At 63.3% G+C, this 22,158-nt stretch carries 22 protein-coding genes and 1 pseudogene; 15 read left to right on the forward strand and 8 right to left on the reverse strand.

The features are described 5' to 3' along the window. Positions 1–204 precede the first annotated feature (204 nt). Complete coding sequence (locus EDC64_RS19425) at positions 205–516, forward strand: hypothetical protein (protein ID WP_207916142.1); 312 nt, start codon at positions 205–207, stop codon at positions 514–516. Here EDC64_RS19425 and EDC64_RS19430 read toward each other — a convergent pair. The 5 genes from EDC64_RS19430 to EDC64_RS19450 form a co-directional block, all read right to left on the reverse strand. Then, positions 513–980: a Mov34/MPN/PAD-1 family protein gene (locus EDC64_RS19430; RefSeq protein WP_132034486.1), complete on the reverse strand. Its 468-nt coding sequence runs from the start codon at positions 978–980 to the stop codon at positions 513–515. The genes EDC64_RS19425 and EDC64_RS19430 overlap by 4 nt on opposite strands. Next, a complete protein-coding gene (locus tag EDC64_RS19435; RefSeq protein ID WP_132034488.1) occupies positions 958–2,694 on the reverse strand; it encodes a ThiF family adenylyltransferase in 1,737 nt (578 codons plus the stop codon). Before EDC64_RS19435 ends, EDC64_RS19430 begins: the two co-directional genes overlap by 23 nt. After that, on the reverse strand, positions 2,694–3,755 hold the full coding sequence (locus EDC64_RS19440; protein WP_132034651.1) for a cyclic GMP-AMP synthase DncV-like nucleotidyltransferase: 1,062 nt from the start codon (positions 3,753–3,755) through the stop codon (positions 2,694–2,696). Before EDC64_RS19440 ends, EDC64_RS19435 begins: the two co-directional genes overlap by 1 nt. A 20-nt stretch (positions 3,756–3,775) precedes the next feature. Next, complete coding sequence (locus EDC64_RS19445) at positions 3,776–4,915, reverse strand: CBASS cGAMP-activated phospholipase (protein WP_132034490.1); 1,140 nt, start codon at positions 4,913–4,915, stop codon at positions 3,776–3,778. Positions 4,916–5,041: 126 nt separating this feature from the next. Beyond that, a complete protein-coding gene (locus EDC64_RS19450; RefSeq protein ID WP_132034492.1) occupies positions 5,042–5,320 on the reverse strand; it encodes a hypothetical protein in 279 nt (92 codons plus the stop codon). Between the two features lie 141 nt (positions 5,321–5,461). Here EDC64_RS19450 and EDC64_RS19455 point away from each other — a divergent pair, with 141 nt between their 5' ends. Genes EDC64_RS19455 through EDC64_RS19465 form a run of 3 tightly spaced genes read left to right on the forward strand, consistent with a single transcriptional unit; the run spans position 5,462 to position 7,277 of the window. Then, positions 5,462–6,055 carry a hypothetical protein gene (locus EDC64_RS19455; RefSeq protein ID WP_132034494.1) on the forward strand — a complete coding sequence of 198 codons (594 nt, stop codon included), beginning with the start codon at positions 5,462–5,464 and terminating at the stop codon, positions 6,053–6,055. Next, positions 6,052–6,495 (forward strand): hypothetical protein, encoded by a 444-nt coding sequence (locus tag EDC64_RS23720; protein WP_207916144.1) that lies wholly within the window; start codon positions 6,052–6,054, stop codon positions 6,493–6,495. The genes EDC64_RS19455 and EDC64_RS23720 overlap by 4 nt, the downstream gene beginning before the upstream one ends. After that, positions 6,495–7,277, forward strand: a complete 783-nt coding sequence (locus EDC64_RS19465) for an ImmA/IrrE family metallo-endopeptidase (protein ID WP_132034496.1) — start codon at positions 6,495–6,497, stop codon at positions 7,275–7,277. Before EDC64_RS23720 ends, EDC64_RS19465 begins: the two co-directional genes overlap by 1 nt. 461 nt (positions 7,278–7,738) lie before the next feature. On the opposite strand, the gene EDC64_RS19470 is transcribed toward EDC64_RS19465, so the two are convergent. From EDC64_RS19470 to EDC64_RS19480, 3 genes are all read right to left on the reverse strand, one after another. Further along, a complete protein-coding gene (locus EDC64_RS19470; RefSeq protein ID WP_245504795.1) occupies positions 7,739–9,778 on the reverse strand; it encodes a hypothetical protein in 2,040 nt (679 codons plus the stop codon). Beyond that, positions 9,763–11,292 (reverse strand): VPA1262 family N-terminal domain-containing protein, encoded by a 1,530-nt coding sequence (locus EDC64_RS19475; protein WP_132034498.1) that lies wholly within the window; start codon positions 11,290–11,292, stop codon positions 9,763–9,765. Before EDC64_RS19475 ends, EDC64_RS19470 begins: the two co-directional genes overlap by 16 nt. A gap of 273 nt (positions 11,293–11,565) precedes the next feature. After that, positions 11,566–12,687: a Fic family protein gene (locus tag EDC64_RS19480; protein ID WP_132034500.1), complete on the reverse strand. Its 1,122-nt coding sequence runs from the start codon at positions 12,685–12,687 to the stop codon at positions 11,566–11,568. Positions 12,688–12,769: 82 nt separating this feature from the next. Between EDC64_RS19480 and EDC64_RS23885 the strand changes: the two are divergent. From EDC64_RS23885 to EDC64_RS19535, 11 genes and pseudogenes are all read left to right on the forward strand, one after another. Further along, positions 12,770–12,853, forward strand: a pseudogene (locus tag EDC64_RS23885) (HNH endonuclease); the annotation flags it as partial. A 176-nt stretch (positions 12,854–13,029) separates the two neighbouring features. Continuing rightward, complete coding sequence (trbB, locus tag EDC64_RS19490; RefSeq protein WP_132034502.1) at positions 13,030–14,001, forward strand: P-type conjugative transfer ATPase TrbB; 972 nt, start codon at positions 13,030–13,032, stop codon at positions 13,999–14,001. Continuing rightward, on the forward strand, positions 13,998–14,330 hold the full coding sequence (locus EDC64_RS19495) for a TrbC/VirB2 family type IV secretion system protein (RefSeq protein WP_132034504.1): 333 nt from the start codon (positions 13,998–14,000) through the stop codon (positions 14,328–14,330). The genes trbB and EDC64_RS19495 overlap by 4 nt, the downstream gene beginning before the upstream one ends. Next, entirely contained in the window at positions 14,330–14,599 is a 270-nt protein-coding gene (locus tag EDC64_RS19500) for a VirB3 family type IV secretion system protein (RefSeq protein ID WP_132034506.1), read from the forward strand. Before EDC64_RS19495 ends, EDC64_RS19500 begins: the two co-directional genes overlap by 1 nt. 13 nt (positions 14,600–14,612) lie before the next feature. Next, positions 14,613–17,051: a conjugal transfer protein TrbE gene (gene trbE / locus EDC64_RS19505; protein ID WP_132034508.1), complete on the forward strand. Its 2,439-nt coding sequence runs from the start codon at positions 14,613–14,615 to the stop codon at positions 17,049–17,051. Beyond that, positions 17,048–17,800, forward strand: coding sequence for a P-type conjugative transfer protein TrbJ (gene trbJ, locus EDC64_RS19510; protein ID WP_132034510.1), 753 nt, complete (start codon positions 17,048–17,050; stop codon positions 17,798–17,800). The genes trbE and trbJ overlap by 4 nt, the downstream gene beginning before the upstream one ends. 11 nt (positions 17,801–17,811) lie before the next feature. After that, positions 17,812–18,081, forward strand: a complete 270-nt coding sequence (gene trbK-alt / locus EDC64_RS19515) for a putative entry exclusion protein TrbK-alt (RefSeq protein ID WP_132034512.1) — start codon at positions 17,812–17,814, stop codon at positions 18,079–18,081. Between the two features lie 3 nt (positions 18,082–18,084). Next, positions 18,085–19,314 carry a P-type conjugative transfer protein TrbL gene (trbL, locus tag EDC64_RS19520; protein ID WP_132034515.1) on the forward strand — a complete coding sequence of 410 codons (1,230 nt, stop codon included), beginning with the start codon at positions 18,085–18,087 and terminating at the stop codon, positions 19,312–19,314. Further along, complete coding sequence (gene trbF / locus EDC64_RS19525; RefSeq protein WP_132034517.1) at positions 19,311–20,000, forward strand: conjugal transfer protein TrbF; 690 nt, start codon at positions 19,311–19,313, stop codon at positions 19,998–20,000. The genes trbL and trbF overlap by 4 nt, the downstream gene beginning before the upstream one ends. After that, entirely contained in the window at positions 19,997–20,980 is a 984-nt protein-coding gene (gene trbG / locus EDC64_RS19530; RefSeq protein WP_132034519.1) for a P-type conjugative transfer protein TrbG, read from the forward strand. The genes trbF and trbG overlap by 4 nt, the downstream gene beginning before the upstream one ends. Further along, positions 20,977–22,158: a TraB/TrbI/VirB10 family type IV secretion system protein gene (locus EDC64_RS19535; RefSeq protein WP_132034521.1), complete on the forward strand. Its 1,182-nt coding sequence runs from the start codon at positions 20,977–20,979 to the stop codon at positions 22,156–22,158. Before trbG ends, EDC64_RS19535 begins: the two co-directional genes overlap by 4 nt.

Genomic DNA, 22,158 nt, shown 5'->3' on the forward strand with positions numbered 1-22,158 from the left:
AAGCGGCCACCCGCGTTCGCAGCAGTTCCGACTTCGATCCCATGATGCGGACTTCTTGATCTCCTTGCGCTTGACGCGCAGCAACTGCGCGAGCCTCCGGCCTTCACCGATGGCGACGAGATAGAAACCGGTCGGCTGACCTTCACCGTCAAGCTCCGGCTCCACCACAATTTTTTGCAGGTTGGGAAACTCAACTCATCGGGCATGAGCAAGGCTTCCAACGCCAACGCCGCCGAGGTCCACAACCAGGTTATGATGATGCTGGGGCATGAAATCTTCGATCCCGACATCGGAAAGTGCGTGCTTGTCGATCACGCGTTTATAGTTGCAGGTGGCGAGATTACGAAGGCGGAGCGCAACTGGTTGGGCAGTAAGCTCGACGCGACGAAACGCAGTCAGATACTGTTCATGGATCGCGAGGACATCTTGAACCTCTTCGTCGTCACAAGCCTGCCACTACCGGCGGGCGCCGTGCCGGCAACTGTGGCTGCGGATGACGACGATCTTCATTTCTAGATCACGCGAGGAGTAAGGCGCGTGCGCTGCGGAGCGCAACTTCGGGCGAAGATCGTCATCGAGTGGTCCATCCAGATCCAGAAACGTAAACGAACGATGAGCAAAAGTGCGAAGGTGATTTCCGAACTGCTATCTTCAACTATATCTGTCATCGTGTCGATGTCTTCTCGACTAGGCCGAACGGGGAACGACGGATGCGAATGCCATTCCCCGAGATAGTTGAAACGGCTGAAATCGCGGCCGGTCTGCTCGAAGAACGCAGTCAGTGCTTTGTGATGTAGGGCTGGATCGCGTCGAAAATTGGCATGCGACCCCGAATGCGAATCGAGCGAAAAGTCGATAATACGGAAGCGCCCCGGCGCAAGTTGCTCGGCGAACAGCATGCCGCCAATCTCGCGTGATCCTGCCCGCTGAAGCGCCTTACGCAGACGCGGCTCGATGTCAGGTGCCAGTTCGATCCGCATCGTCCGCCGCCTTATCCAGGAGTGAGACCACGTACTCGAGCGCGGCGCCAGCGTGTTCTCCCGATACAGGGAGCTGCCATTCATCTTCGGCCGCGAAATCAATCGGCCGAGTGTCAAACGGCTCATCGAACACCCAATCCGCTGCGAGGCCGATGACATAGGCCGGATGTGGGAAGATGGAGGTGTCGCGCCGAACCAGTACGTCAACCGCCATGCGTGACGTATGCGCGGCGATGACTGCCACGTCGGCGTCGTCGGCAATGAGTGGTGGGCCGGCATCGCGGTGCACGTCGTAGTCATTTCCTTGGCCATGCCACGGAACCCCCTGGCTACGACACCACGCGAGGTATTGGCGGCGCGCCGCATGCGGAGGCGGCTCAATACCCGGTCGCAGGCGAGCCACGAATCCGCCGATGCCTCCGGCATAAACTTCGGCCCAGATCATCGGGCTACGGGCCCGTCGCGCCACCGATGCAACGAAGTTGAATGCCTGCGGATCGGCGGTTGCGTCGATCAAGAGATTGCATTCAGCAAGTGCGTCAAGGATGGTGGCCGTGCTGCCAGAAGATTCCTGACCGCCCAAATCGACGCGCCAAACCTCGACCGTCACGTTAGGCGCGACCGCGCGCAGGCGTTCTTCAAGTGCGTCAACCTTGTGCGAGCCGAGGCTTTCTGCCGCCAGTTCATTCCGTGCGAGGTTGCCCGGCTTCAAAATGTCGTCATCGATGAGCACGAACTGTCGGACGCCGCTTCGCGCGAGGCTTGCGGCGATCTTCGAGCCCAGTGATCCACAGCCGACGATACCGACCTTCTTCCCGGCCATTGCTGCGTAGAAGTCCGGCAGGCGCGCGCCGGTTTCATTGGAAAGGTCGATGGTGCGATAGTGCAGCACCTTCCACGTGCCCTTGTGTAAGAACGAGAAATGGAACTGTGCGCTCGTCGCGTCAGCGAGCACAGTGAATCGCGACGTGGCATTGTCGTCGGTAGGCGCCTGGCCTTGAATAGCCGTGGCGGTGACAATGCGCTCCAGTTGCTCCTGCTCTGAGACTGCTACGCCATCGAGTGACGGAAGCCGCACGAGGAGCCCGGGGCTGCCCTGGCTGTCTCCAGGCGGTATGCTGTCTTCCTGCCATACGGGCGCGGATACGGGGCCGATCGAGGCGACATAGGCAGTCCACGTCCGGCGAGGGCCATGCGTTTCCACGATATTGCAGGGATAGCCGGCTCCAGCTTCCAGGGCGGCGATGTAATCGCGCAATCCGGGGGTCAGGAACGCTCGGCAGCTCGCGCTCCGCAATTGCTGACCGAGGGATGCCTGATGCGCGCTCGGTACGACGGCGCGCCGATCCAGTGCTGGTTGCTCACCAGAGAGAAGACGATGCGCGCTTTCGATCATCATCGCGCCAGTTACCGCGGGGTCCCAGTTGTCCGTCCTGTATTCGAGGCACAACTCGCCTCCATGTCCCCATTGATGGCTCGAGTAGTGTCGCCCGTCCCGAGGGAGAACAGAGGGCGGCGTTTCCGGAAAGAAGGCCGGATAGGTCAAGGTGAATGGCAGGGCTTCCCCGTTGACGGCCATGTCGAAATCGACGGCGAACTGCAGACCTTTCATCATGCGCGGCGTCGCGACCGCCAGCCAAGGCGCACTCGCCCGGAGGGCCTCGATGCCGGTCACTTCCGTTTTCAGGCGCTCGGGATTGTGGATGAACCACATCAGCCAAATCCCCTCGGCTTGTCGTCGGTGCGCGGCGCGTTGGGGAAAGAGAAGGCTCCTGCAGGCGGCGCAACCGACGCGACCTTGAGAAGGGCAGACTTCTTTTCGAACTTGGTTTCGTCCCGATTGCTGAAGAAGGTCGTCGCATAGACCTTGTCCCAGCATTTCAGAGCTTTGGTGCGGGTGCAGTCGTGCTCGAACAGCGGGGCGAGCGTGTCGATCGCCTCGGTCAGACGCCCGCGCAGGAAGCGTGCGCGAGGATCATCCGTGCCCCTGGTGATGGTTTGATCGGGGGTCACCGGATGTGCAACCACGAGGTTCCAGTTCAGCCGGTCGCGGATGGCCTTCATCGTCGCGTATAGGGCGCGATCTTCCCTCCACATGTCACCTTGGAAGCACTCTGTCACGAGCTTCGTGATGCCAAAGCCGCTGAGGATTTGACCGGACCAGCTTTCGCGGCTGCGTGCGTACTTCTTGATTTCGCGTACCACGCGGCGGAGCTGGCGGCCGTTGACGGTATCAGGGCTCTGCTTTGTGTTCTCGTCTTCGAACCACTTCGACACGTCCCGGGCGTCCGAGCGTTTCCAGTCGCTGCTGGCAAGTTCGTGGTGGTAGCTCTCGCTTCCAAAGATGTCCTTGGTTGCTACGCGACGATACACTGGCACATCCACGCAATATCCTGCGAGGTAGTAGACACGCACACAGTTCTTGCGCACCTCTGGCGGGGTCTTGAATGAACCGTCGTCGAGCGCGTCCCGCGCCATCTGGCGTGCTTGGAGCGCAGTCATCTCCGCGCCGCGCTCGCCAACGAGCACGGCCTTCTCGAAATAGACGCCATCGTCAATATCGTAGTCTTTGGCAGGGTGCTGCGTCATCGTTTTCATGGCGTAACTGCCTTGGCTCGCGAACTCGCGCGGCGCGGGCTTGTCCTTGTCCTTCAGGCCTTTCTTTAGGCGCTCGCGGTTGGCATCACGCCGTCCGCGCATATTGGTCCGCTCCGCCTGCGGGAGGGTCACCTCGTCATCGTGATAGGCAAGAATGTCGTTGGCGCAGTTGTACATGATCACCTCGAATTTTTGAGTTACGCGACCGTCGGGCCGGCAGCGGGCGAAGCCCGGAACGCCAGAGGATCGGTTCGAGGCGGGACGGTATTGAACAGGCCACAGATCAACGCCGCCTCGACGTCGGTCCCTGCGTAAGCACATTTGCTATTAGTCATGTCCGCGTCGGTGCGGGCCTGGTTGATGAGCGCCTCCATAGCTTCGGAGCGCGTTTCGTCAAGATCGAGATATGGGATGAGGGCCGCGGGCACTTTCTCGCTCGGGAAGCGGATAATCGTGCAGTTGCGGTTCACATGGCGCGCAAGTTTCTTGGCCATGTGGTCATATGCGAACTGCTGCGCATCAACAGCGAGGCTGGCAGCCTCGCCGCCGAACTTCCACTCGCCCAAACCGCGATCGAGTGCGGACCTGGCGATCTGTTCACCTGCTGGCATTGGGCAGGTGCCAAGGCAAAAGATTTGGATCTCCTGCCCAGGCGCGGTCAAATCGAGCGCGTCGATAAGACCAATCAGCACGGGATTGTTTGCCCACAGCCCCCCGTCGACAAACACGTTGAAGCCGCTGGACGAATTGTCGGGATGATCTACCGCAGCCATCGCGCGGTAGATCGGCGCGGCCGTAGTGGCAAGGCATACGTCGACGAGTGCGTAGTTGTCGTCGCGATGGTTGGTTGTGTCCTTGAGGTGCGGTGTCTTAAACACCCAAGCGCGGTGCTGGCTCATTTCGACGGTAGGGATCGCGAGGCCGATGCCGCGCGCCGCATAGATGTCGCCCAGCGTCGTCGTGCCGAGCTTCTCGACGAGCGCCTTGCGCAGCACCTCTGTTCCGGCAGCCAGCGCAGGCGGCCGCTTCCAAGCGTCGGGTATGGCACCCATGACACCGGACGGGAGGGACCGCGAGAAGATCTTCGGTCCGTGCTGAACGTAGAGATTAACAATATCCGAAAGCGGGACACCGGCCGCAAGGGCGCAGGCGATGATGCCGCCCGTGCTCGTGCCGACGATGAGATCGAAAGCTGCACCGATATCGACGGCCGCGATACCGCGCCGTTTTGCGAATGCAGCGCCGACACGGTCGAGATAGGTGGCAGTATAGGTTCCACGCATGCCGCCGCCGTCGAGGCTGAGCACGCGAAATGGCGGCAAGCTGGATGTTGTCATGAAATCCTCAAGTACGTTGCCGCCCGGATCGTTCTCCGCCGCGTCGCTACACCACATGTCGTATATAAAAATTCATTGTCTACAATATATGGCGGAGAAGATGGACCGGGCAATCATGTCAAATTCTCACGCCGCCCTCCTGCTCTGGCGGCTGTTGATCCAGTCCCAAGCTTCCTGCGGGAGCCAGCCCTGGTAGTCGCTGGTCACTCCAATCAGCAGGAAGAAATCACTCTTGTCGACGTGCGGCGCGATGCGGTCCCAAATGCCGTTGGCGCGGAGCGATGTATCGACGAGCCACGTCGACCCGAGGATGTGCCACCACTCGCCGCAGTTCTTGATTGCGTCGTACAATGCTTCATAATTCTGACCTGGGCGCTTCAGGTCATAGTTGATCGCATAGATCATGTTGGCTCCTTGACCGGTTACGACGCTGAACCGGCCAACCGGTGCGTCCTGACTCCCTATGCGGAGGCCGGAGCCAGCGCGGACATGGATTGCACCATGTCCGCGCCGAGCGGTCTTCCCGCATAGGCATATTGAAAGGAGATGCATGAGGTGAATTCGGGCCAGGTTGCCGCTACCCGCACTCGTGACGAGATCGCTGTAGCGATTCGATCGCTCACGGCTGCCGACTTGGCGCGCCTGAAGATGGTGGCCAGGAAATACGCCTTCGGACGGCCGATCGAAAGCGACGACCTTCTACAGGAAGCATACGTCCGCGCGTTGGATAGCCGCGCCTGTCCCTCGCATGTCGATGTCGTCAAATTCCTGGCCGAGGCCATGCGTAGTATCGCCCACGGAGAAGCGGAAAAGGTGGAGCACAAAGTCACTATTGTTCCCATCGCGAAAACAGGCGGACCGGAGGACGAAGCGAACTCCATTAGAGATGAGGCTGATGATGCCGAAACGCGGATGATAGCTGCTCAACAGGCCGAGAGGTGCATCGCCGTCCACGCGGCGGTGATTGCCTTGTTCGACGATGAACCTACCGCTCAACTAGTATTGGAAGGAATGATGGAGGAGATGACTGCGGGGGAAATGCGCGAGCTGACCGGCCTCGACAAGACCGGTTACGACAGCAAGCGCAAGCTGATCCGCCGTAGAATTGACAAGCAATATCCCGAAGGATGGAAGCCATGACCGGAAAAGGAAAAAGGGAGCGCGTTGCGCTCGACCGGCTGGCAGATGTCCTTGTCGATGAAATTCTTAGCGCGCCCGATGAGGACGTTCTGGCCGAATTCAAGGAAGCAGGTGGCGACCCAAACCAGAATGCTGCTGAGATGCGAGCTCTCTTCGAAAGAAGCGTCCTCGCATCGAACAAGAAGCGCCTCGCTGTAGCTAAAGCGGCTGTGACAGCGAACCGTCGTTCGCCAACTACGTCTGCGGCCACGCCAATTGATATGGCGGCTGCCCGCGCCCGTCTTCGTGTAGTCATTGATACACCTGGCTTGCCTCAGAAGGTCACGCTGGCCGCCCGAAAAGAGAACGAGCTATCTGATGCAGATATCCTCGGCATGCTTGAGGATCTGCGGGAGCTTGGCTTGTTGCCTCCCGACGACGATCAGGATGGAAAGATCTGATGTCTCTTTCGCCGGCCGAGCGACTTCTTCAAGAATTGGGCGTTACTGAACCGAATGAGATCGATCTTGAAGCGATTGCCTATTACGTCAATGCGCGGGTGAGATATCGATCGCTTGATGGCTGCGAGGCGCGGATCATCGGCAAGGGGGACGAGGCGATCATCACCGTCAATGCCAACAGCACCTATCGTCGGAAGCGCTTTTCGATCGCGCATGAGTTGGGACATTGGCACCATCATCGCGGCAAATGTCTTGCTTGCCGAGTTGAGGAGTACCGCCCGCGCGATGCGCTCTCGCCGGAGCGCACGGCCGACGGCTACGCCGCCGATCTTCTAATGCCCTACTATTTGTTTCGGCCCCTGGCCCGGCAGCAAGGCAAGCTAACTTTTAAGGCAGTTACAGCGCTCGCCGCCATTTTCAATGCAAGCAAACCGGCAACCGCGATCCGGCTAGTGGAGAGTGATCACTCCCCCGCTCTTCTTATCTGTCACGGCCCTAGAGGTCGAAAATGGTTTACTCGAGCACCAAGCGTCCCTCAGAGGTGGTTCCCGCAAGAAAGCCTCGACGCCGACAGCTACGCTTTCGGGATTCAGTTCGGCGGAAATCCAGATGATCCCTTGCCGCGCAAGATTGGCGCGGAGGCTTGGTTCGACCGCCGGGACGCCGATCGGTTCGAAGTTCACGAACAGACCATGCGAACCGGTCCGGATGAAACGCTTACGCTTGTGCTAATCAGTGACCCCAGAATGTTGGAAGACCAAGATTATCGAGGCCGCGGTTAATGTTTGGGTGTATGGCTAGCAAAGTCACTGCAGCAGCTTACGGCGGGCACGTCGACGAGCGAGACAAGAACCGGCAGCAGGCAAGTCTGCTTTCTGATTCCACTCCCGAAAAGCAGACCATCTGGTAACGGCGCCGAACCGGCCATTCATCGTCGCCGCAGCGAACTTCGGCTCCTGGCGCAGCGCTCTAGCCCACCGCATGGATGTCCATGGGATGAGCAAACGGGGAGCGCTTCAACCGGCCCCGAGAACGAAGTCACGGCTGGATAGAAGTTGGGGCAACGTCAGGTGCTCACTATGATTACGATCACTGGGCGTGGCAGTTTTTTTGCGGTTTGCGCTCGATAGATGACTTTCCGCTGTCGACCCCGTCGCGCGCCACCTCTATTGCGTGGAAAGGGCGTTTGAGCAGCTAGTACGTGTCTTTTAGGTTGACGAAGAATGACTATGACTTAGTCACGTCAGACCATCTCGCTAATTCGACTGCGACCCCATACCGGGTCCTCCAGCACAATCATGCGTGCGTTAGGATCAGCATTCAGGGCCGCGAGCAGCGTCTCTGTGGAGACGCTTCTGGCAAGCGGTGCATCGGTTTGTGCTGACGCCTTTGCGTGAGGGATCGCCAAATGGCTGTAGAGGTCAGGCCGATCCTCTCGCTTCATCGCGACGGCCGCCCTGTCCACTATATCGAGCAGATGTGAGGCGTTGCGACCGGCGGCTGCGCGCGTGGTCTTTCGCGTGGCGACTTCATCGATCAGCGATGTCGCGAACTCTAGGTTGTTACTAAGAATGGCCGGACACGCCCAGACGAGTTGAGTGCGAAGAAGCACGGGCTGACGCTCGTCGTCGATCCATCCTCGAACAACCGTTCCTTCCATCGTTGAGAGGGCGTCGGCAACCAAACCGGCAACAGCTTCCACCCATTTCGGATTATAAGCGAAACGCTCTGCCACCGGCAAAAATGCGGATGCCGATTTCAGTGCCTCGTCGCGCAAGCGGATGAGCGGCGCCTTCCGGTCGCATAGGGCGACCAGAAGGGCGAACTGGAGCACGACGGACCAGCGGCCGATGCTGTTTTGGAAGCGCTCGTGAAAACGTGCAGCCGCGAACGGTTGCAGCACGAAGTCTCGCAGAGCTGCTTCGACGCTTCCGATCCGGCGCGCGGCGTCGTGGCCGGCGTCGCGCTGCTTCTTGAGCTTTGAGAGCTCAACCTGAGAGTTCGCAGCCCAAAAGGCGAATTCCCGCTCGGCACGGACCGCGTCAAAATTCTCGTTGCAAATCCGCTCTGGGTGCCGGACTCCGACAAGCCGATCGAAGGTCGTCAACGCCTCTTCCAAAGCGGCTTGTCGCAAAGGCACTTCGGTATGTGCCATCGCGAAACGATGCCTTATCTCCGGCGTGTCTACCAGCGATGGCTCGAAAACTGTCCAAAGCGTCTTTGGATCAATATCCTGCCGCGCGGCCGTTTGCAGGGCGTCGTCGCGCGCCAGTATGACCGCCGCCCGCAACCGCTCTAACTCGGGCGCGTCCTCCACAAGGCGCGCGATCTGATGAACGGCATTGTGTTCGCCGCCCATCGCTTGCTGGGGATGTATCTCCAGGATTGCACGCTTACGCCGGTTTTCGGCAGGACGATCCTTTTGACGATGCCAGGCATGAACGGCTTCCTTCAGCATAAACGCGCTGAGGTGAATGCGCCCCTCTATCGGCGTCCCGCTCGCAACCAATGCGGCGTCTATGGCAGACGCCTTCCAGCCTTTGCCATCCTCTCCGCCGTCTCGAAGCTTGGCCACCCCGAAACCAGCGAAGAGCGGCACGCCGCTTCGCAGCGCCTGCTGCGCGGCTCTATCACTCCAGAAACACGCTTCCGCGACGCTTCCGATGATCGCAGGCAGAATGCGCCGCTTGTCTGCTTCCTTCGCGAGCCATCTCAATCGCCTTGGGTCGTTACGCAGCAGGACGCGGGCGACAAATCCTATGCCGTAGCCAGGCGATGTTCCCAGTGGCCTCGGATGCCGAATCCATCGGTCCGCCAAGGTGATTTGCGTCCAATCCATGATCGACAGAATTTCCGTCTCGTAGACGGGTGAAAGTGACCGCGGAGCAGTCTTCTTCGGTCGTGCCAGATCGACCGCTTGCCGAAGCATACGGAGCCGGATCGTTTCCGAAGACGTGTGCCGAAACAGCCGGCCCAAGATGCCCTCGATCTCATCCTCCGGCGCATGGGCGCGTGCGATCATCTCGCCGATGCCGATGAGAATAGCGCCATCCTTCAGCGACTTGCCCGAGCGCGCCCGCTGCCTAAGCAGGCGCGCCAGAAGCGGGCCATCGCACTTCCATAGCCCGCCGGCTCGGCCTTTTCGGAGCAGCCCTATGACATGGGCGCGCCGCAGCAGAGTGGCGTCGCACTCGTTCTCTCGTCCCATGAGCCAAGCAGCGGCGGCGAGCACGCCGGGCTCGAGCTTCGGGTCGACTCTATCGTCCGTCACGGGGAAGGCCATTGGAAGGTCGTTGTAGGCTGGGTCGAGCCGGAAATGTCCCGCCCATTGGCCAGCCCGTCGATGTAGCGCACGGCCTCTCGCGCCGCGGCCCCCTCCAGCCGCGACATGCAGAACGGCCAATTGCCCGCCATGCGGTTCAGGCTGTTGGAAAGGAGATAGACCTCGCGCTCCCCCTCGTGTGGGGTGAGCAGAAGATAGCGGTCATGGAATGCCTGTCGCGGCCCATCGATGAGATTGATGAGCCTCAGCCGCCGGGCGGCATTTGGGATGCCATCGCTTCGGAGGTCACGCAGCACCGTTTCCAGTTCATGGAGCAGGTCCAACTTTTGATCGTTCGTTTCAGGATCGGTCTCTCTCAGGCTCGTGACGACGGTCAGATTGACGTCGAGACTCTCGAGCCGCGAGATGACGCGCTTTAGGGTGTCGATCCCGAAGTAAGGATCGACGATCGTGCCGGCGCTGACGCGCGCGCCGTCCAGCAAGCTGTTGAAGTGAGCGATGACGCCGACTTCGTCCGCGATGCCTCGCTGAAACCAGCGGTCGCTGCCTGACGGAGGCACCAGCCGATGCGTGAGCGCCCGCATGGTGGTTCGGTGGATCTCGAAGGCCGCATCGTTCTGTGCGCCGATCAGCGATCGGCTCGTGGATCGCATCCGAACTTTCGATGCGCGATCTTGCAGTTCCGTCCCGAGCCCTTGCGCCGAGCGAGCCAACGGGTCGTTGATGGTGAGATTTGGGCCCATCGCGGACATGTTGAGACCGACACGGAGGAGAAGCGGATGTTCCTCGAACTGGATCAGCAGGCCTGACGGATCAAAAACGGACATCCTGTAATGGTCGAACGGGACAGCGGTCACTGTCCTCGACACCGCAGGCCGCAAGGAGATCAGCCTTGAGAAGACCGGTTCTCCGCCAAGCTGCAGCTCGACATGGACTGAGCAGGCGTCTGCGATCGTCCCATTCGCAGACAGGGTGAACTCCTCCGGGCAGGAGAGCTTCTGCGTTGGGTCGGACCGTTCGACGCTGAACTCGACCTGCGGGTCGCCATCATCGGTGTCCGACGCATCATACACATCAAACGCGCCGAGACGATCGGAGGCGCGGCGGAAATCGACCCCGATCGCATCTTTCAGGAAATCGAGAACCTGATGCCATCCAAGGTCTGAAAGCGTGGCTTGCTCTACGCCGACATAGGTCTCCGTCGGCCGGGCGCGGCGTCCGAAGCCATCAACGAGCCGATGGCGGGAACCGCTCAGCACGATGTCTGGGCCGCCTTGCCGCGACAGGTCCAGAATCGACTGCCCGAGCGCCGCATCCGCGATCAGCTTGGCCTCGTCATCGTCGAGGAGGGTCTGCAGGATCTCGGCATCGGTTCCGTCGAACTGCACAGCTTTGCGCTGCTCGCCTTTCGGAATGGCGGCCTCACGCCCGGCGCCGTGCACAAGACAGCCGTAGAGCAGCAGCTCTTGGCTGAACGCAACCCAGAGCCAATGGCGTCTTCCAGTTTCCGTCATTCAGCACCTGAGGTAACCTGTAACATATACAGGTTCAGTATCGTACCATACCACCTGATTTGGCTTAAAACTGAGGCTAGCAAACTAGAGGCGGTGCATGTCAGCTTTCCGATAATCATTGCTCCAAAGGCGACAGTCTGCAATCGGCCCCAAACCGGCTGTTCGTCGCAGCCGCAGCGAACTTCGGCTTCTGGCGCGTCCTGCAGGTTCAAGGGGGATGCCTCGCCGAGGGCGCCTCAAAGACCCCGAACAGTTGCGGCACGTGCCGCCAGCTCACGACCTTACAGCCTGTCCCGGCAGATTCAGGTGGTATCGCGTGTAGCGGCGCTCTCCGGTTCGCGTCAGGGCGCCTTTCTCCACCAGATCGTGCAGATCGCGCGTGGCGGTGGGGCGTGAGGTGCCAGTGATCGCGAGGTAGTTCTCCGCGCTCAGGCCGCCCGTGAAGCCACCGGGGCCCTCACGGAACAGGCGGGCGATCACCTTTTCCTGCCGTTCGTTCAACTTGTCGCGGAAGCGATCATAAAAATGCGCCTTGGCGATGTGGAAGGCGACGCGGCCGAGCGTCGTCTGCTGGGCCGCGATGATTGTTTCGGCGAAATAGACCAGCCAGTCCGTGACATCGAGCGTCCGCTGATGGATCTCGAGCTGGTCGTAATAGGCCTTGCGATGCTGCTCGATGGTATGGGCGAGCGCGATCAGGGTCGGCTGCCCGATGTTCTGGGCGAGGGATTTTTCCGCCAGTGTCCGGCCGATACGACCATTGCCATCCTCGAAGGGATGGATGCTCTCGAAATAAAGGTGCCCGATCCCGGCCCGGGTAAGTGCCGGCAAGGGCGTTTCACCGTCCGGAGCCGAGCCATTGAACCAGGTGAGATATGCAGCCATCTCGTCCCGAACCCGAGAAGATGGAGGCGCCTCGAAATGCACGGTCGGCCGATCCTGACGGCCAGACACGATCTGCATCGCGTCTTCATGGCGACGGTAGTCGCCGATCGTTTCCAGATGCCGGCTGTCCGCCATCAGCATGCGGTGCCAGCGGAATAGCGTGTCGGCGTCGAGGGGATCGGCCCAGCTCCTATAGAGATCGACCATCATCTCCGCGATGCCACGCTCTTTCGGCTTCACGTTGCGATTGTCGGTGTCGAGGCCGAGCTGACGGCGCAGGGAGGATTGCACGCTGAGGCGATCCAGCGTCTCCCCTTCGATCGCGCTGGTCTTGACCGCCTCGTCGCTGAGGAGTTCGATCCGCAGCAGGTCCCGCTCGTCATCGCTCACATGCCGGACCGCACCGATCACCTCGCCGGTGAGCAGCAGGAACCGCCGCTCCAGCGGTTCGAGGGCAACCGGATCATAGGCAAAATGCGGCCAGCCGTGCTGCGTCCAGTTCCACACCATGAGCGATAGAGTCTCCCGATATAGCTCACATAATAGCGAATACGTGATCGATAGATAGCTATCCTATCGCTCATGGCGGAGCCGCGCCATCGCGCCACGCAGGTTGATCGAGCGACCTCATCCCCATTTCCTGCGCTGGCACAGGGAGCATTGTTTCAAGCCGTGACGCGGAGGCTCCCTATGAAGCTTCCGATCGCCTCACAGCAGGTCCGCCGTTCGCCTGTCATTGCACGCCACGCTGCGACGCGGATCGAATCCTGTTGAACCGGCCCAATATCGGGCTCTTTTAATCATCCCCGACCGGGATGAGATCGTCATGACCCCGGCATTGTCGGGGTTGGGATGGCGGCAGCACATCATCATCAGGGCTTTGCCCGCGGCGCGCGGATGCTGCGCACGGCGCTGGGTCCGGCGATCGCTCGGCATCTGGAAGACCCGGCCGTCGTCGAGGTGATGCTGAACCCGGATGGGCGGCTGTGGATCGACCGGCTCTCGGAAGGGTTGGGCGACACAGGCGAGAAGCTGTCGCCCGCTGACGGTGAACGCATCGTGCGGCTCGTCGCGCATCATGTCGGCGCCGAGGTGCATGCCGGAGCTCCGCGCGTTTCGGCCGAACTGCCCGAGACGGGAGAACGGTTCGAGGGCCTGCTGCCGCCGGTCGTCGCGGCACCGACATTCGCCATCCGCAAGCCCGCCGTCGCGGTGTTCACGCTCGAGGACTATGTCCGCGCCCGGATCATGTCCGCCGGACAGGCCGACGCGCTGCGCCAAGGTGTTGCCTCTCGCGCTAACATTCTCGTCGCGGGCGGCACCTCGACGGGCAAGACCACGCTGACCAATGCGCTGCTCGCCGAGGTCGCGAAAACCTCCGATCGCGTCGTTCTCATCGAGGATACGCGCGAGCTGCAATGCGCGGCCCCGAACCTCCTCGCTCTGCGCACCAAGGACGGCGTCGCTTCGCTGTCCGACCTTGTGCGCTCGGCGCTGCGCCTGCGGCCCGACCGGATCCCCATCGGCGAGGTGCGCGGCGCGGAGGCGCTCGACCTATTGAAGGCCTGGGGCACCGGCCATCCAGGTGGCATCGGAACCATCCATGCCGGCAGCGCGCTCGGCGCGCTGAGGCGGATGGAACAGCTCATCCAGGAAGCTGTCGTCACCGTCCCACGCGCGCTGATCGCTGAGACCATCAGTCTCGTGGCCGTGCTCTCGGGCCGCGGCGCGACGCGCCGGCTCACCGAACTCGCTCATGTCGAGGGCCTTGGCCCCGATGGCGACTACCGCGTCACCCCTGTCATCACCGGAGATCCCACATGATCCGATCGCTCCATCGCGCCGGAAGCGCAGCCCGGCTGGCAGTGTCTGCCACCTGTATCAGCCTGCTGGCCATGGCCAGCGCTCACGCCTCCGGCTCGTCCATGCCGTGGGAGGCGCCGCTGCAATCCATCCTTCAATCGATCGAAGGCCCCGTCGCCAAGATCATCGCCGTCATCGTCATCATCTCGACCGGGCTGGCGCTGGCCTTCGGCGACACGTCGGGTGGCTTCCGGCGGCTGATCCAAATCGTGTTCGGCCTATCGATCGCCTTCGCCGCCTCGAGCTTCTTCCTGTCCTTCTTCTCCTTCGGCGGCGGAGCGCTCGTCTGATGGCCGAGACGGTTGAGGTTCCCGGCTTCAGCGTGCCGGTCCACCGGGCGTTGACCGAGCCGATCCTGCTCGGCGGCGCGCCACGTGCCATCGCCATCGTCAATGGCACGCTCGCCGGGGCCGTGGGTCTCGGCCTGCGCCTGTGGCTGGTCGGCCTCGCCATCGGGATGATCGGCCATGTCGTGGCGGTGTGGGCCGCAAAGCGCGACCCGCTTTTCGTCGAGGTGGTGCGCCGGCATCTGCGCATCCCGACGCACCTCTCGGTCTGAGCGGGGTGCCGTGATGATGAACCTCACTGAGTATCGCAGCCGCAACCGCCGCCTTGCCGATTTCCTGCCCTGGGCAGCGCTGGTTGCGCCCGGCATCGTGCTGAACAAGGACGGTTCGTTTCAGCGAACCGCATCTTTTCGGGGGCCGGACCTCGACAGTGCCGTGCCGGCCGAGCTCATCGCGGTTGCCGGGCGGCTGAACAACGCCTTCCGCCGCCTCGGCTCGGGTTGGGCGATCTTCGTGGAGGCGCAGCGCCATGCTGCAGGGACCTATCCCGCGAGCACTTTCCCGGATGCTGCTTCCGCTTTGGTTGATGCCGAGCGGAGGGCCGATTTCGAAGAGGCCGGCAGCCATTTTGAGTCGAGCTACTTCCTGACCTTCACTTATCTGCCGCCCGCCGAGGATGCCGCGCGCACCGAAGGCTGGCTCTATGAAGGGCGGGACAAGGCGGGGCTTGATCCCCATGAGACGTTGCGTGGCTTTACCGACCGAACCGATCGGCTCCTCAACCTTATCGACGCCTTCATGCCGGAATGCCGCTGGCTCGATGACGGCGAGACGCTGACCTATCTGCACAGCTGCGTCTCGACGCATCGGCATCGTGTCCGTATGCCGGAAACGCCGATCTATCTCGACGCGATGCTGGCCGATCAGCCGCTCACCGGCGGGCTGGAGCCACGCCTTGGCGACCAGTCTCTGCGGGTGCTGACCATCACCGGCTTGCCCACGGTGACGACGCCCGGCCTGCTCGATGAGCTCAACCGCCTGGCCTTTCCCTATCGCTGGTCGACCCGGGCGATCCTGCTCGACAAGACGGATGCGGTCCGGCTGCTCACCAGGATCCGCCGCCAATGGTTCGCCAAGCGCAAATCCATCGCCGCCATCCTGAAGGAGGTCATGACCAATGAGGCCTCCGTCCTCGTGGACTCGGATGCCGCGAACAAGGCTGAAGATGCCGACCTCGCGCTTCAGGAGCTCGGCGCGGATCACGCCGGCGTCGCCTATGTCACCGCGACGGTGACGGTGTGGGACGCCGATCCGCGCATCGCCGACGAGAAGCTGCGGCGGGTCGAGAAGGTCATCCAGGGTCGCGACTTCACGGTGATGACCGAGACCATCAACGCCGTCGACGCCTGGCTCGGCAGCTTGCCCGGTCATGTCTATGCCAATGTCCGCCAGCCACCGATCTCGACGCTCAATCTGGCCCATATGATCCCGCTGTCAGCAGTGTGGGCCGGCGAGAGTGCCGACGCGCATTTTGATGCACCGCCGCTGCTGTTCGGCAAGACCGAGGGCTCGACGCCGTTTCGATTCTGCCTCCATGTCGGCGATGTCGGCCATACCCTCGTTGTCGGACCGACCGGCGCGGGCAAGTCCGTGCTGCTGGCGCTGATGGCCCTACAGTTCCGCCGCTATGCGGGCGCGCAGGTGTTTGCCTTTGATTTCGGCGGCTCGATCCGGGCCGCGGCGCTGGCCATGGGCGGGGACTGGCACGATCTCGGTGGCGGGCTCAGCGAGGGGAGCGCGGAGAGTGTTTCGCTCCAGCCGCTTGCGCGCATCGATGAGGCTGCCGAGCGCGCTTGGGCCGCAGACTGGCTCAATGCCATCCTCACCCGCGAAGGCGTTCCCATCACGCCGCAGGTGAAGGAACATATCTGGACGGCGCTGACATCGCTCGCCTCGGCGCCCGGCGAGGAGCGTACGCTTACGGGGCTGTGCGTCCTGCTGCAGGCGAACGACCTGAAGCAGGCACTGCGTCCTTATTGCATCGGCGGCGCCTGGGGCCGGCTGCTCGACGCCGAAAGCGAGCATTTGGGCATCTCCACCGTCCAGGCCTTCGAGACCGAGGGGCTGATCGGGACCGAGGCCGCGCCGGCGGTGCTGGCCTATCTGTTCCACCGCATCGAGGACCGGCTCGACGGATCACCGACCCTCATCATCATCGATGAAGGCTGGCTGGCGCTGGATGACGAGGCCTTCGCCGGCCAGCTGCGCGAATGGCTGAAGACGCTGCGCAAGAAGAACGCCTCCGTCATCTTCGCCACGCAGTCCCTCTCCGACATTGATGGCAGCGCCATTGCCCCGGCGATCATCGAGAGCTGCCCGACACGTCTTCTGCTCCCCAATGAGCGGGCCATCGAGCCGCAGATCACCGCGATCTATCGTCGCTTCGGACTGAACGACCGGCAGATAGAGATCCTCGCGCGGGCCATGCCGAAGCGGGACTATTACTGCCAGTCGCGGCGCGGAAACCGGCTGTTCGAGCTGGGCCTGTCCGACGTGGCGTTCGCGCTGTGCGCTGCGTCCTCCAAGACGGACCAGCAGGCCATCGGCAGGATCTTCGCCGCGCACGGTCGCGACGGCTTCCTGGACGCCTGGCTGCGTCATCGCGGCCTCGGCTGGGCCGCGGACCTCATCCCCAACCTCGCCAATCTGGAGACGCAGCCATGACGCTGTTCCGTCCGCGCGCGCTCACCGTCGCCGTCGTGCTGCTGACCGCGCCGCTCGCCCTCGCACCCGTGCTGTCCCCGCCCGCACAGGCCCTCACGGTCTATGACCCGTGGAACTACGCGGAGAACATGATATCGGCCGCCCGCGCGCTGGAGCAGATCAACAACCAGATCACCTCGCTGCAGAACCAAGCGCAGATGCTGATCAACCAGGCGCGCAATCTCGCCAGCCTGCCGCATTCCTCGCTGCAGCAGATCCAGCAATCGGTCCAGCGCACCCAGCAGTTGCTCGGGCAGGCGCAGAGCATCGCTTTCGATGTCGGCCAGATCGACCAGGCCTTCCAGCAGCGCTACGGCAACATCCCGCTCTCGGCCTCCGATGCCGATCTCGTCGCCGGGGCGCGCTCGCGCTGGCAGACCACGGTCGGCGGCCTGCAGGATGCGCTGCGGGTGCAAGCCGGCGTCGTCGGCAATGTCGACGCCAACCGCGCCGAGATGGCGACGCTTGTCGGCCAGAGCCAGGGCGCGACGGGCGCGCTTCAGGCTACGCAGGCCGGCAACCAGTTACTCGCTTTGCAGTCGCAGCAGCTTTCCGACCTGATCGCAGTGATGTCCGCCAATGGGCGCGCCGCGGCGCTGTCCGAGGCGGAACGCGCGACCGCCGCCGAGCAGGGCCGTGAGCAGCGCCGGCGCTTCCTCACCCCGGGCGCCGGCTATCAGGCCGGCAATGCCCGCATGTTCAGCAACTGAGGGAGGCCGACATGGACGGAGCCATGCTGGCCCGGCTCGGCGCGGTGATCTTCGTGGCCGTCGCCGGTACGGCGGCGGTTCTGGAGATGAGCCGGGAGGAAAAGGCGCCGGAGCCTTCACCCCTTCGGACGGTCGAGGCCGAGCACGATCCTCTGCGCGGTGAACAGCGCCGCTGCCAGCAATTGGGAGAGGCTGCCGCGCAGGACACCCCGTGCCTGAAGGTCTGGGCGCAGACACGCGACCGGTTTCTCGGGCATCCCGCGCCGAACGAAGGCCGCTGAGCCATGAACGGCACTGGCGTTATCGACACTTTCCTGGGGGTCTTCACCTCTTATATCGACAGCGGCTTCGGCCTGCTTGGCGGCGAGGTCGCCTTCATCGCCACCACGCTCATCGTCATCGACGTGACGTTGGCGGCGCTGTTCTGGTCCTGGGGCGCGGATGACGACGTCATCGCCCGGCTCATCAAGAAGACGCTGTTTGTCGGCGTCTTCGCCTACATCATCGGCAATTGGAACAACCTCGCCCGCATCGTCTTCGAGAGCTTTGCCGGGCTTGGGCTGAAGGGCTCGGGAACGGCATTTTCCGTCAGCGACCTCATGCGCCCGGGCAAGGTGGCGCAGACCGGGCTCGATGCCGGCCGTCCCTTGCTCGACTCCATCTCCGATCTGATGGGCTGGGTCGCCTTCTTCGAGAACTTCATCCAGATCGCCTGCCTGCTGTTTGCATGGGCGCTGGTGCTGCTCTCCTTCTTCATTCTCGCGGTCCAGCTCTTCGTCACCTTGATCGAGTTCAAGCTGACGACGCTCGCCGGCTTCGTGCTGATCCCCTTCGGCCTGTTCGGCAAAACCGCCTTCATGGCCGAGCGGGTGCTGGGGAACGTCGTCTCCTCCGGCATCAAGGTCATGGTGCTCGCGGTCATCATCGGCATCGGCTCCACCCTGTTTGGCCAGTTCACCGCGGGGTTTGGGGGACAGACGCCCACCATCGATGACGCCATGGCCATCGTGCTGGCTGCCCTTTCCCTGCTCGGCCTCGGCATCTTCGGCCCTGGCATTGCCGCGGGCCTTGTCTCCGGCGGCCCGCAGCTGAGCGCGGGGGCCGCGGTCGGCACGGGCCTCGCCGCCGGTGGCGCGCTGATGGCGGCCGGCGGTGCGGCCAGCCTCGCCGTCCGCGGCGGTGGGGCGGCGCTCTCCGCGACGGCGGCCGCGGCGCGGGGCGGTGCGACGGCCTACAGCATCGGCGCGGCAGGCCAGTCCGGCATGGCGGGTGTCGCCTCGGGACTGGGTGGCGTCGCGCGGGCTGCGGGCTCCGCCGCCATCTCACCGCTCGCGACCGCCATCAACGGCACGGCATCGGCTTCCGCGGCCGGTGACGTGCCCGACTGGGCCAAGCGCATGAAGCGCGGCGAGTCCCTTCGCCACGGCGTCTCCGCCGCCACCCATGCTGTGCGCTCCGGTGATAGCCATGCCGGCGGCTCTTCCGTCTCCCTCAATGAGAGCGACCGCACATGAGCCTCTTCAAGCGACCTGCGACCCATTACGGCACCTCGCCCGAGCCGGTCACGCCCTATCAGCAGGCAGCACAAGTCTGGGACGAGCGCATCGGTTCGGCCCGGGTGCAGGCCAAGAACTGGCGGCTGATGGCCTTTGGCAGCCTGTTCCTCTCCGCCAGCTTCGCCTCAGCACTGATCTGGCAGTCGACGAAGGGCACCGTCGTGCCCTGGGTGGTCGAAGTCGATCGTCTCGGCCAGACGCAGGCCGTTGGGCCCGCCACCGGCGATTATCGCCCGACCGATCCGCAGATTGCCTGGCATCTCGCCCGCTTCATCGAGCAGGTGCGCAGCCTGCCGGCCGACCCCGTGATCATCAGGCAGAACTGGCTTAGGGCCTATGAGTTCACCACAGATCGGGGCGCCGCCGCGCTCAACGACTATGCCCGCGCCAACGATCCTTTTACCCGGGTCGGCAAGCAGCAGATCGCCGTCGATGTCTCCAGCGTGATCCGCGCCTCGCCGGATTCCTTCCGTCTCGCCTGGGTCGAACGGCGCTATGAGAACGGCCAGCTCGCCGCCACCGAGCGCTGGAGCGCGATCCTGACCCTGGTGATTCAGCCGCCGCGCGATGCCGAGCGCCTGCGCACCAATCCCCTCGGCATCTATGTCAACGCTATCAGCTGGTCGCGGGAGATGAGCCAGTGAAAACGTCTTTCCACAAATCCGCATCTCCGGCTTTCCGCCGATCCGCCTTTGCGGTTCTCCTGCTCTCCGCAACCGCGCTGGGCGGTTGCGCATCGGCACCTAAGCCGCCGCAGATCAGCTATGACAGTGACGTGCCGGCGCTGCCGGCGGCGCCTGCCCTCGTCACGGATGAGCGGCCGCGCCCGCTCCACACACCTCCTGCCTGGACGCCGACCAAGGGCGGCACGGACGCCAAAACGCCCGTCGCCCGCGTCGAGAACGCCAATGCCGCCGCGCGGGTCGAGCCACGCCGCGAGGGCTATTACAACGCCATCCAGATCTATCCCTGGAGCGAGGGCGCGCTCTATCAAGTCTATGCCGCGCCCGGCCAGATCACCAACATCGCGTTGGAGCCGGGCGAGAGCCTGACCGGCAGCGGACCGATCGCGGCGGGCGATACCGCGCGCTGGATCATTGGCGACGCCGAGAGCGGCGAGGGTGCGAACCGGCGCGTGCATGTGCTGGTGAAACCGACGCGGGCGGACATCTCCACCAACCTCGTCATCACCACCGACCGACGCAGTTACATGATCGAGCTGCGGGCCGGCGAGAAGCCCTATATGCCGGCTGTCGCCTGGGCCTATCCGCAGGTTCCGGGATCGCTGCGCCCGAGTGTTCCGCCGACGCCGGTCATCCCGAGCTTCGCGGCCCGCAACTACCGTTATGCGCTCACCGGCGACACGCCGCCCTGGCGGCCGATGGCCGTCTATGACGACGGGCGCAAGGTCTATGTCGAGTTCCCGCGCGGTATCGTTCAGGGCGAGATGCCGCCGCTCTTCGTCATCGGGGCGGATGGCGAAGCGCAGATCGTCAACAGCCGTATCCACCAGAACATCCTGATCGTCGACCGGTTATTCGGTGCGGCCGAACTTCGCCTCGGCGGCGGCGAGCGTCCGCAGAAGGTGCGGATCGAGCGGACGGACGGGAGGCCCGCATCATGAGCAATCCGGATAATCATGACCTCGCGGCGGATCTTGGCGCTCCGGCCACCGATCACGCCGCCGCCATGCGGCTGCGTCCCGAGCCGCCGCGCGTCACGCGTCTCTCGCGCAAGGTGCTGGCCGGCGCCGGGCTGGTCGTCAGCCTCGGCATTGGTGGCGCGTTGATCTATGCGCTGCAGGGGCGCGTCAAAGGGACTGGCGGCGAGGAGCTCTACTCGACGCAGAACCGCTCCACCGCCGATGGCCTTGCCGGCTTGCCGCGGGATTACACTGGCCCCATCCTTGGACCGCCTCTACCCGGCGATCTCGGCCGACCGATCCTTGATGCACAGAACCGCGGCCAGCCCGCCGTGCCGCCGACAATGACAGCGCCACAGGTCGATCCTGAGCAGCAGCGGCGTCTTGCGGAACAGGAAGCCGCGCGGACCAGCCGCGTGTTCTTCCAGGCTGGGCAGGCCCGCGCGCCGGCGTCGTCAGTGACGGGTGCCTCCGGCTTCAGCGGCCCTGGCTCGGCAGGAACGGGCGGCACGTCCTCACCCCAGGATCGCCAGCTTGCCTTCCTCAATTCCGCCGTCGATCGACGCGTCGTGGCGTCCGATCGCGTCATGGCGCCGGCATCGCCTTATGTGCTGCAGGCCGGCGCCGTCATCCCGGCCGCGCTCATCACCGGTATCCGCTCCGATTTGCCCGGCCAGGTCACCGCGCAGGTGACCGAGAATGTCTATGACAGCCCGACGGGCCGGATCCTGATCATCCCGCAGGGCACACGCCTGCTCGGCCAGTACGACAATGGCGTCGGCTTCGGCCAGCGCCGCATCCTGCTGGTCTGGAACCGGCTGATCTTCCCCAATGGCCGCTCCATCGTGCTGGAGCGTCAGCCCGGCACGGATGCGCAAGGCTATGCCGGCCTCGAGGACGGCGTCGACATGCACTGGTGGGATCTCGCCAAGGCGGTCGGGCTCTCGACGCTGCTCTCCGTCAGCGCCGAGCTCGCCATGGATGACGAGGACGAACTGATCCAGGCGCTGCAGAGCGGGGCGCAGGACACCATCAACGATGCCGGGCAGGAGATCATCCGCCGGCAGCTGCAGGTCGCGCCCACCCTGACCATTCGGCCCGGCTTCCCGGTGCGGGTCATGGTCACCCGCGACCTGGTGCTCGAACCCTACAGGTATTGA

The organism is Aquabacter spiritensis (genome assembly GCF_004346185.1).
GTDB lineage: Bacteria > Pseudomonadota > Alphaproteobacteria > Rhizobiales > Xanthobacteraceae > Aquabacter > Aquabacter spiritensis.

Excerpts from the sequence above, each read along its gene's own strand:
- EDC64_RS19425 (WP_207916142.1), top strand. The coding sequence starts at position 205 with ATGAGCAAGGCTTCCAACGCCAACGCCGCCGAGGTCCACAACCAGGTT.
- EDC64_RS19430 (WP_132034486.1), bottom strand. The coding sequence starts at position 980 with ATGCGGATCGAACTGGCACCTGACATCGAGCCGCGTCTGCGTAAGGCG.
- EDC64_RS19435 (WP_132034488.1), bottom strand. The coding sequence starts at position 2,694 with ATGTGGTTCATCCACAATCCCGAGCGCCTGAAAACGGAAGTGACCGGC.
- EDC64_RS19440 (WP_132034651.1), bottom strand. The coding sequence starts at position 3,755 with ATGTACAACTGCGCCAACGACATTCTTGCCTATCACGATGACGAGGTG.
- EDC64_RS19445 (WP_132034490.1), bottom strand. The coding sequence starts at position 4,915 with ATGACAACATCCAGCTTGCCGCCATTTCGCGTGCTCAGCCTCGACGGC.
- EDC64_RS19450 (WP_132034492.1), bottom strand. The coding sequence starts at position 5,320 with ATGATCTATGCGATCAACTATGACCTGAAGCGCCCAGGTCAGAATTAT.
- EDC64_RS19455 (WP_132034494.1), top strand. The coding sequence starts at position 5,462 with ATGCATGAGGTGAATTCGGGCCAGGTTGCCGCTACCCGCACTCGTGAC.
- EDC64_RS23720 (WP_207916144.1), top strand. The coding sequence starts at position 6,052 with ATGACCGGAAAAGGAAAAAGGGAGCGCGTTGCGCTCGACCGGCTGGCA.
- EDC64_RS19465 (WP_132034496.1), top strand. The coding sequence starts at position 6,495 with ATGTCTCTTTCGCCGGCCGAGCGACTTCTTCAAGAATTGGGCGTTACT.
- EDC64_RS19470 (WP_245504795.1), bottom strand. The coding sequence starts at position 9,778 with ATGGCCTTCCCCGTGACGGACGATAGAGTCGACCCGAAGCTCGAGCCC.
- EDC64_RS19475 (WP_132034498.1), bottom strand. The coding sequence starts at position 11,292 with ATGACGGAAACTGGAAGACGCCATTGGCTCTGGGTTGCGTTCAGCCAA.
- EDC64_RS19480 (WP_132034500.1), bottom strand. The coding sequence starts at position 12,687 with ATGGTGTGGAACTGGACGCAGCACGGCTGGCCGCATTTTGCCTATGAT.
- trbB (WP_132034502.1), top strand. The coding sequence starts at position 13,030 with ATGGCGGCAGCACATCATCATCAGGGCTTTGCCCGCGGCGCGCGGATG.
- EDC64_RS19495 (WP_132034504.1), top strand. The coding sequence starts at position 13,998 with ATGATCCGATCGCTCCATCGCGCCGGAAGCGCAGCCCGGCTGGCAGTG.
- EDC64_RS19500 (WP_132034506.1), top strand. The coding sequence starts at position 14,330 with ATGGCCGAGACGGTTGAGGTTCCCGGCTTCAGCGTGCCGGTCCACCGG.
- trbE (WP_132034508.1), top strand. The coding sequence starts at position 14,613 with ATGATGAACCTCACTGAGTATCGCAGCCGCAACCGCCGCCTTGCCGAT.
- trbJ (WP_132034510.1), top strand. The coding sequence starts at position 17,048 with ATGACGCTGTTCCGTCCGCGCGCGCTCACCGTCGCCGTCGTGCTGCTG.
- trbK-alt (WP_132034512.1), top strand. The coding sequence starts at position 17,812 with ATGGACGGAGCCATGCTGGCCCGGCTCGGCGCGGTGATCTTCGTGGCC.
- trbL (WP_132034515.1), top strand. The coding sequence starts at position 18,085 with ATGAACGGCACTGGCGTTATCGACACTTTCCTGGGGGTCTTCACCTCT.
- trbF (WP_132034517.1), top strand. The coding sequence starts at position 19,311 with ATGAGCCTCTTCAAGCGACCTGCGACCCATTACGGCACCTCGCCCGAG.
- EDC64_RS19535 (WP_132034521.1), top strand. The coding sequence starts at position 20,977 with ATGAGCAATCCGGATAATCATGACCTCGCGGCGGATCTTGGCGCTCCG.